General features: G+C 66.9%; 8 protein-coding genes. 2 read left to right on the top strand and 6 right to left on the bottom strand.

The features are described 5' to 3' along the window. Positions 1-13: 13 nt before the first annotated feature. Together B1A78_RS07645 and B1A78_RS07640 are read right to left on the bottom strand one after the other, a co-directional pair. Positions 14-544, bottom strand: coding sequence for a PH domain-containing protein (locus B1A78_RS07645; protein WP_077146376.1), 531 nt, complete (start codon positions 542-544; stop codon positions 14-16). A 25-nt stretch (positions 545-569) separates the two neighbouring features. Then, positions 570-2,531, bottom strand: a complete 1,962-nt coding sequence (locus tag B1A78_RS07640; RefSeq protein ID WP_077146375.1) for an alkyl/aryl-sulfatase — start codon at positions 2,529-2,531, stop codon at positions 570-572. Positions 2,532-2,596: 65 nt separating this feature from the next. Here B1A78_RS07640 and B1A78_RS07635 point away from each other — a divergent pair, with 65 nt between their 5' ends. Next, positions 2,597-3,082, top strand: coding sequence for a flavodoxin family protein (locus tag B1A78_RS07635; RefSeq protein ID WP_077146381.1), 486 nt, complete (start codon positions 2,597-2,599; stop codon positions 3,080-3,082). 4 nt (positions 3,083-3,086) lie between these two features. On the opposite strand, the gene B1A78_RS07630 is transcribed toward B1A78_RS07635, so the two are convergent. The 3 genes from B1A78_RS07630 to glpX all read right to left on the bottom strand — a co-directional run bounded on the left by B1A78_RS07630 (position 3,087) and on the right by glpX (position 6,574). Beyond that, positions 3,087-3,839 carry a hypothetical protein gene (locus B1A78_RS07630; RefSeq protein WP_077146374.1) on the bottom strand — a complete coding sequence of 251 codons (753 nt, stop codon included), beginning with the start codon at positions 3,837-3,839 and terminating at the stop codon, positions 3,087-3,089. A 69-nt stretch (positions 3,840-3,908) separates the two neighbouring features. Beyond that, complete coding sequence (locus B1A78_RS07625) at positions 3,909-5,504, bottom strand: hypothetical protein (RefSeq protein WP_077146373.1); 1,596 nt, start codon at positions 5,502-5,504, stop codon at positions 3,909-3,911. A 98-nt stretch (positions 5,505-5,602) separates the two neighbouring features. Continuing rightward, a complete protein-coding gene (glpX, locus tag B1A78_RS07620; RefSeq protein ID WP_077146380.1) occupies positions 5,603-6,574 on the bottom strand; it encodes a class II fructose-bisphosphatase in 972 nt (323 codons plus the stop codon). A 129-nt stretch (positions 6,575-6,703) separates the two neighbouring features. Here glpX and B1A78_RS07615 point away from each other — a divergent pair, with 129 nt between their 5' ends. Beyond that, positions 6,704-7,108, top strand: coding sequence for a hypothetical protein (locus B1A78_RS07615; protein WP_256837518.1), 405 nt, complete (start codon positions 6,704-6,706; stop codon positions 7,106-7,108). On the opposite strand, the gene B1A78_RS07610 is transcribed toward B1A78_RS07615, so the two are convergent. Further along, complete coding sequence (locus B1A78_RS07610; protein WP_077146371.1) at positions 7,105-7,932, bottom strand: hypothetical protein; 828 nt, start codon at positions 7,930-7,932, stop codon at positions 7,105-7,107. The genes B1A78_RS07615 and B1A78_RS07610 overlap by 4 nt on opposite strands. Between the last annotated feature and the right edge of the window lie 8 nt (positions 7,933-7,940).

The raw sequence follows: 7,940 nt of genomic DNA, 5'->3' as shown, positions 1-7,940 counted from the left end.
GCGACGCTCTCGCTCATGCGAAATCGGTCTGGATGTGGCGGCGGATCGTCTCGCGCATCGCGGCGGCAAGGTCGGCGTGCAGCCCGGGCAGCGTGACCGTGCTGTTGTGCGTGCCCGACGTGTGGACGATCAGGTGCGACAGCCCGAACCAGCGCTCGATCGGCCCCTGACCGACGTCGATATGCTGGACGCGGACGAACGGCACGATCGTGTCGGTGCGGAACAGCCAGCCGCGCGCGACGCGCAATTGCCCCTCGCCGATCTTGTAGCCCCAGCGCTGGACGCGCCGCGCCGGAAAGCTCACGATCATGAAGATCGCGGCGATCCACGCCAGCCCGGTGATCAGCCCATACGGTCCCTCGAGGTGGCGGATCAGCAGCGCGTCGAACACGCTCGCGCCGATCGCCAGCGGCACCAGGTTCATCGCGGTCGTGATGCGCAGGACATGGCCATAGGCGGGGTCGACCGGGTCGAGCCCCTCGGCGGCGTTGAGCGCCTGCGGGTCGAAGGGGTCGGTCGGGTGGGCGTCGGCGATGTCGGTCATGATCCTCCGTTAGTCGGTCTGCGGCTCAGGGAACAACTATATTGAAACGCGGGTCGGCGGGCGGGTGCAACGCGAACCAGCTCAGGAACGCCATCCGGTCGCCGTCGATCCTGATCGCGCCCGATTGCAGCAGCGCGGGGAATTGCGCCTGTCCCAGCATGACGTCGTCGAGCGTCTTGCGGTCGATGGTGATCGTCGCGGTCGGCGCGGGGTCGGTGACGCCGTAACGCGGGAATTCGACCCCGCCGCCGACCGAGATCGCCACCGCTTCCTTGCTGTCGGGCAGGACGAACTGGAAGGTCCCCGAAATCCCCGCGCCCTTCGCCGCATCGAAGCGCGTCGCGAGCGCGTCGAAAAACACCGCGGTCGGAATCGCGCTGACGAAGCTGCGGCTCTGGCCGTTGCCCGACGTGGCTTCGACCGCCTTGCCGCGCAGCGTCGCCGCGGCGGCGAGATAATAGTTGCGCCACGCCCCCGACTCGGCCTGGTAACCGAGCTGGTCATAGGCCGAGGCGAGCGCCGCCTTGGCGGCCTCGTTCTGCGGCTCGGCGAACACCAGCTTGTTCAAAAGTTCGGCCGCCCAGCGATATTCGCCCGCCGCGATCGCCTTCTTCCCTGCCGCCAGCAGCTTGTCCGCGCCGCCCGCCAGCGCGACATATTTGGGCGCCGATTGCTCGGGCGGGATCGGGTTGAAATTGGCGGGATTGCCGTCCCACCAGCCGAAATAGCGCTGATAGGTCGCCTTCATGTCGTGGTTGAGCGTGCCATAATAGCCGCGCGTCGAAAAATCGCGCCCCTGCACCGGTGCCTCGGCGGTCGCGTCGGCGAGCTCGTGCAAGGTCGCGCCGCGATTGGCGAGGAACAACGTGCGGTCGTGGACATAGCGATAGGCGTCGCGCTGGTTGGTCAGCAGGCTGCTCACCTCGCCGACGCCCCAGGTCGGCCAGTGGTGCGACGCCAGTGCGACCTCGGCCTTGCCGCCCCATTTCTGCAGCGCCGCGTCGATCACCTTCGACCAGCGCAGCGCATCGCGCACCTGCGCTCCGCGCAGCGTCAGCACATTGTGCAACGTATGGGTGACGACCTCGGTCGTGTGCAGCGCCTTATAAGCGGGGATGTAAAAGACGAACTCCGACGGCGCCTCGGTCCCGCCCGCGTCGAGGAAGTCGAAGGCCAGCCCGTCGATGGTCAGCGTGCCGCCCTTTTCCGACACCGTCTCGGTCGGCTCCATATAGCCGATCGTCCCGGTCGACAGCTTCGGCCCCAGCCCGGTATCGACCTGCCCCGCGGGTCCGGGCGCCAGGATCGACCCGAACATATAGACCGCGCGCCGCCCCATCGCGCCGCCCGCGAGGACATTCTCCGACGTCGCTTCCTCCGAAAAGCCGTGCGGCGCGATGATGCGGATCTTGTCCTTCTTGACCTGCTCGGGGGTCACGATCCCGCCGACCCCGCCGAAATGGTCGCTATGGCTGTGGCTGAAGATCACCGCCTTGATCGGCAGCTTGCCCGATTTCGTCTCGACCGTGTCGGCGAACAGTTTCCACCCCGCCGCCGCCGCCTCTTCGGACAGCAGCGGGTCGACGACGATCCAGCCCGACTTGCCGCGGATGATCGTCATCACCGAGATGTCGTAACCGCGGATCTGCCAGATCTTGCCCGGCACCGCCTCGAACAATCCGTGCACTGCGTCGAGCCGCGCCTGCCGCCACAGCGACGGGTTCACCGTGTCGGGCGCCTCGGTCCTGCTCAGAAATTCATAGGGCCGCCGGTCCCACACCGTCTTGCCGTCCTTGGTCAGGATCACCCCGCCGGGAATCTCGGCGAGCTTGCCGCGCGTCGCATTCGCCATGTCGCGCGGGTCGTCGAGCGGCAGGCGCTTCGCCAGTTCGGCCTGCGCGGTGCGGGTGGCCTCGCTCGCTGCGTCCTGCGCGGCGGCGGTCAGCGGCAGGCAGGTCGCCAGCAGCAGGGCGGTCAATCGGCGCATCTCGTGTCTCCCCCTTTTATGGGGGCAGCTTGCGCGCCGCGCTGCGGCTTGGCAAGCATCGCGGCATGACCGCGTCGCCGCATTTGCTCATCGTCTGGCACAGCCGCACCGGCGGCAGTGAAGCGCTGGCGCGCGCCGCGGCAGAGGGCGCCACGACGGCGCGGCTGCTCGCGGCGGCGGATGTCACCCCCGACGATCTGCTCGCTGCCGGCGGCTATCTGTTCGTCGGCCCCGAAAATCTTGGCCTCCTGTCGGGCGCCATGAAAGAGATGTTCGATCGCGCCTATTACCCGTGCCTCGGCCAACTCGAAGGCCGCCCTTACGCCACGATCATCTGCGCCGGGTCGGACGGCGAGGGTGCCCAGCGCCAGCTCGACCGCATCGCCACCGGCTGGCGGCTGAAACGTGTCGCCGACCCGCTGATCGTCAATACCGCCGCGCAGACCCCCGAAGCGATTTTGGCGCCCAAGACGATCCCCGAGGCCCGCCTTGCCGAAGCGCGCGACCTCGGCGCCGCGCTGGCGGAAGGCATCGCGGCCGGTATCTTCTGATCGCTCAGCCATCGACGGTCGGGCACCCCCGCCAATGATCGGCGAGCTTCGCCTTCCAACTCGCCTCGCCATAATGGGTGCGGATCAGCCGCAGCCGGAAATCGCGATATTCGCTATGGTTCGCCAGCGGCAGCCGCGCCTCGAGCAACACCCCCGACCGCGCATCGAACCAGAGCATGCCCTTGCCTGCTGCGCCGCTCGCACGATAGCGCACCGCCGGCCCGCCGAAATGCCGGGTAGATGTCGCGCCCGACAGCCTCATCCGCCCGCGATTGCTGAACGAAAAGCCGTCGTCGGTGCTCAGGATCAACGGCAGGTCGAACGCAAAATCCGCGCGCGCGCCAATCGCCTTCGGCGGATGGGCCACCATGTCGGCGAAATCGAAATCATAGACGCGCCACGGTGGCGTCACCGCCAGCTCATGCGTCGGCACCGCGTCGCGTGCGCCGATGCGTGCCTGCACCTTCGTGCCGCCCTCGGCGGTGGTCAACCAGGCGAAGGGCTCCTGCGTCAGACCGCGTGTCAGTCGCCCGCCGACCAGCGCACTGGCTTGCCCGCTTATGGGATCGATGTCGGCGGTGACATAGGCCGCGTTGGTACAGCGCGACTTTTCCTTCATCACCGCGACGCGTCCCGGCGCCTCGGCAAAGACGTAGATATCCTCGGCCTCGCTGCCGTCGCCATTGGTGCGGCGATAATGAAACACCGGCCGCATGTCGGCGGCGGGGCTGGCTAGGGCGAGCAGCAAGGACAGCATCGGAACCTCCAACTGTATTATAAAATTAATACAGTTGGAGGCGGTTCGTCAAGCGGCGGATCGGGGCGTTTATTTGCCTCGCGTCGCGCGCCGCGCTTTTAGCGTGACGGGATCGGGAATGGCGGGGGACAGTGCCGCGATCACCTCGTCGGCATTCAGGAACAGCGACGGCGGCATCGACGGATCGTCGGTATTACCCGCATGGACGATACCTGCGACATAGGTGTCGATGATCGGCAGGAAGGTAAAGCCCTGCTTGCCCTGCGCCTTGGCGTCGAGCGCCGCGTGCAGCAGCATCGCGTCGAACGCCGCGTCGGCCGGCACGCCATAAAGCATGGCGAGTTTCGCATCGGGATCGCCCTTGCCGGGCGTCAGCTTGAGGAAGATCTTCGACTTGTCGGTTCGCCAGACCTTCTGCGATTGCGCCTCGAATGTGCTGCCCGCAACATAGGGTTCAATCAGGTAGAACAGGGTCTTGTTGTCGCCGTCCTTGGCGATCAGCTCGGCGCGCTTGGCGGTCGCGCGGTCGGTCCACAGATCGGCGGCCGGCTTGGCGAGCTGGCCGGTCCGGTCGGCCGCCGGGGCGCCATCATAGAGCAGGCGGTTGGTCGCCAGCACGGCGCCGAACGACGGCGCGAGCCACTGGGTCCGCGCGGTGAACTTGCGCCGGGCGCCTTCGATATTGCCCTGATTGGCGAGCAGCAGCACATCGTAGAGGTCGAGAATCTCGCTGGCGGGCAGGCGGATGTCCATGTCCTCGGGCTTGCCTTCACCGACCAGCTTGGCATCGAGCGCACGGGCGCGCTCGGCGGACGCCGCCGCTTCGGCCCATTGTCCCGCCAGCGCCTGCCCCAGCGCGAGTTCGGCGACCGATTTGGTGGCGGGGTCGCGCAGCTTGCCGTCCTTGTCCTTGCGCGTACTCAGATAGGTGACGAGGTCTGCGCGCAGCGTCGCGCTTTCACCGAACCGCGACAATTCGTCGAGCCGGCCCGCCGCAGCGGTGCTGGCGCCGGGGGAAACCCGCGCCAGCGCCAGCGCGCGACCCAGATCGGCATCGGTACCCAGCGGTGCAATGTCGGCATAGGTTTTGAAGGAGAAGAGCGGCATCAGCGAAAAGCGGTGCTGGGGCACATCGCCCAACGACACACGCATCGCTTCCTCGACTTCGCCCTTGCGAACCAGCGCGGCCGCCTCGACCTGGTCGAACGACAGGCCCATCGACCGGTTGAAATAGGGATCGGTCGTCAGTCCGGCCGTCCCCGCTTCGGCGCGCGCGATCGCGACGTCGGCGATCGCCCCGTCATAATCCTTCGCCTCGATCCGGTGCAGCGCGCGGGCGAGGATCAGCGGGATACGTCGCCGGACATTGCCCTCGGCCTTCTCGCCCTCGAGAATGTTCGTGCAGGCCATGACGCCGTCGGTACCGAATTTGCGTTTCGAGGCATCCGCCGCTTCGGGGGGCGGAGCGAACAGCCCCAGCAAGGTGACAGCGCCCAGAAAGCGCGCGACCCCTTCGCCTGTCGTCATATTGTTCGGAAAGCCGTCGCACTGGACATAGAGCGAGCCGGCATCCTTCGTCGCCATATCCTGCGCCATCGCAGCCGGTGTCAGGACGAACGAAAGCGACGCCGCGAGCGTCGCGGCGAGCTTGATAGCCTGTTTCAAAGATGAGTCCCCCAAATGCGTCCCCGACGCCTTCCCCCGAAGGCGCCCTCGACGCGATATGGCGGCGGCGCTACCCGTCTGGCAAGTCCTTTGCCGGGTCAGGCGACCCGGTGCTCGCCCTTCACCCAGCGCACCGTGCCCGACGAGGCGCGCATCACCACCGTCTCGGTGGTCAAAATGCCGCCGCGGCGATGCTTGACCCCCGACAGCAGCGACCCGTCGGTCACGCCGGTCGCGGCGAAGATCACATCGCCCTTGGCCAGGTCCTCGAGGTCATAGACGCGGTCGAGATCCTCGATCCCCCATTTCTTCGCGCGCAGCCGCTCGTCCTCGTTGCGGAACAACAGGCGGCCCTTGAACTGGCCACCGACGCAGCGCAGCGCCGCCGAAGCCAGCACGCCTTCGGGCGCCCCGCCCGAGCCCATGTAGATGTCGACATTGGTCTCGGGGTTGGTGGTCGCGATCACCCCCGCGACGTCGCCGTCGGGGATCAATGCGACGCCGCAGCCGATGGCACGCAGTTCGGCAATGATCGCTTCGTGACGCGGGCGGTCGAGCACGCAGACGATGATCTCGGCGGGCGACACGCCCTTTTCGCGCGCGACCGCCTCGACATTCTCGCGCACGCTATTGTCGAAATTGACGATGTTCGGCGAGTATCCGGGGCCGACCGCCAGCTTGTCCATATAGACGTCGGGGGCGTTGAGCAGATGGCCTTCTTCGGCGATCGCGAGCACCGCGAGCGCGTTGGGGCCGGCCTTGGCGGTGATCGTCGTGCCCTCCAGCGGGTCGACCGCGATGTCGATCTTGGGACCTTTGCCCGGCGCCATGCCGACCTTTTCGCCGATATAGAGCATCGGCGCCTCGTCGCGTTCCCCCTCGCCGATGACGATCGTGCCGTCCATGTACAGCGTGTTGAACGCGGTGCGCATCGCCTCGACCGCGGCGGCATCGGCGGCCTTTTCGTCGCCGCGCCCGATCAGCTTGGCGGCGGCGATCGCCGCGGCTTCGGTGACGCGCACCATTTCGAGCACGAGCACCCGGTCGAGGTTGCTGCCGGTCTTCGTCATGGTCTCCACTCTCCGTCTTTACTTGTTCCGCCGCGTCGGCATGGTGGGCGCCATATGGTCGGTTACGCCGCTTGTCGAGAAACCATCGCGCGATTCGGCGCCGCTTTCGCGCTTGCCTGTGTCGTCCCGATGACGGCGGGCGCGCTCCCCGCTGCGGCGCAGATCTATGGCCCGCCCGCGCCCAAGCCCAAGGTCGATGCCGAAACCGCCGCCGCCAACGCCAAGGACATGGTCGATCCGATCAAGCGCTGCAAACCCGCCGACGACGGCTCGATCAATGTCTGCGGCACCGACACCGAACGCCATCGCCTGTCGCCCGAGCTGCGCGCGATCGCCGGAGTGGGCCAGTCGACCAAGGACAGCGTCCCGCACGCTCCGGTCAGCGCGATGAGCCTCGATCGGCTGCCCTATAACTGGATGTCGATGGGCGGACGGATGAAACCCGGCCCCGAATATAACGCGCTCTACGAAATGGCGAAGCGCGCGACCGACCCCGACACCGGGGTCCCGCCGCCGCCCGCCGAAGAGGACTAGGCGAAGACCTCGGCGGCGCTCGCTCCCGGCTCGGACGCGCGATAGAGGCCGGCGGGAATCAGCAATTGCGCAAAGAAATAAAGGCCGAACAGGACCACCCAGAGGGCGCTCATCATCGTCTCGGCCAGGCTCCCGGGCTCATTGACCAGGATCACGGCGCCGTGCAGCACGACCAGCCCGCCGAAGAGAGCGCCGAAGCCGATATTGTAGAGCAGGAAGAAGCCGAACAGCCACCATTGCGCGCTTGCGGTGCGCCGCCACGATTCGACATAGGGCGAAAAAGGTTCGAGCCGCCCGCCGGCGGCCATGATCGGGCCGACGAGGCAGAAGCGCGCGAGCAGCCACGCCCCGATCAGCGTGAAGGCAAGCTGGCGCAGCCCGGCAACGATCGGCCCGGCGCGAACCCAGTCTTCGACCCCCACCATCATCATCAGCGGGAGGACCAGCACCAACGCCACCACCATGTAGAGCAGCACATAGGCGAGGATATAGGCGAAGCCCGCGACCATGCCGTACATGATCTCGGACACATAGCCCTCGCGAATCTCGGCGAGCAGCGCGTTCCAAGCGGCGAGCATCGCGCCGAAGACGATCACCAGCACGATCCCGATCAGGTAGAGCGGTCCGGTGATCGATCCGCCGAGGCGGTTGGTCCAGGGATCGGACAGCACCGCCATGATGTTGCGCAGGCTGAAGATCGGCTCGCTCGACAGGAAAAGGTAGGGAAAGACCACCCCCATGAGGGCATAGGCGAGCAGCACGCGCCAATGCTCGCCCGCCAGCGCCCATGCTTCGCCCAGCCCGCGTCCGATCTTTATCTGCATGAATGTGC

The organism is Sphingopyxis sp. KK2 (assembly GCF_001990265.1).
Classification (GTDB): Bacteria; Pseudomonadota; Alphaproteobacteria; order Sphingomonadales; family Sphingomonadaceae; genus Sphingopyxis.
The sequence above is the reverse complement of the archived record's forward strand: the minus strand, read 5'-3'. Positions and strand labels throughout refer to the sequence as shown.

Excerpts from the sequence above, each read along its gene's own strand:
- B1A78_RS07645 (WP_077146376.1), bottom strand. The coding sequence starts at position 544 with ATGACCGACATCGCCGACGCCCACCCGACCGACCCCTTCGACCCGCAG.
- B1A78_RS07640 (WP_077146375.1), bottom strand. The coding sequence starts at position 2,531 with ATGCGCCGATTGACCGCCCTGCTGCTGGCGACCTGCCTGCCGCTGACC.
- B1A78_RS07635 (WP_077146381.1), top strand. The coding sequence starts at position 2,597 with ATGACCGCGTCGCCGCATTTGCTCATCGTCTGGCACAGCCGCACCGGC.
- B1A78_RS07630 (WP_077146374.1), bottom strand. The coding sequence starts at position 3,839 with ATGCTGTCCTTGCTGCTCGCCCTAGCCAGCCCCGCCGCCGACATGCGG.
- glpX (WP_077146380.1), bottom strand. The coding sequence starts at position 6,574 with ATGACGAAGACCGGCAGCAACCTCGACCGGGTGCTCGTGCTCGAAATG.
- B1A78_RS07615 (WP_256837518.1), top strand. The coding sequence starts at position 6,704 with ATGACGGCGGGCGCGCTCCCCGCTGCGGCGCAGATCTATGGCCCGCCC.
- B1A78_RS07610 (WP_077146371.1), bottom strand. The coding sequence starts at position 7,932 with ATGCAGATAAAGATCGGACGCGGGCTGGGCGAAGCATGGGCGCTGGCG.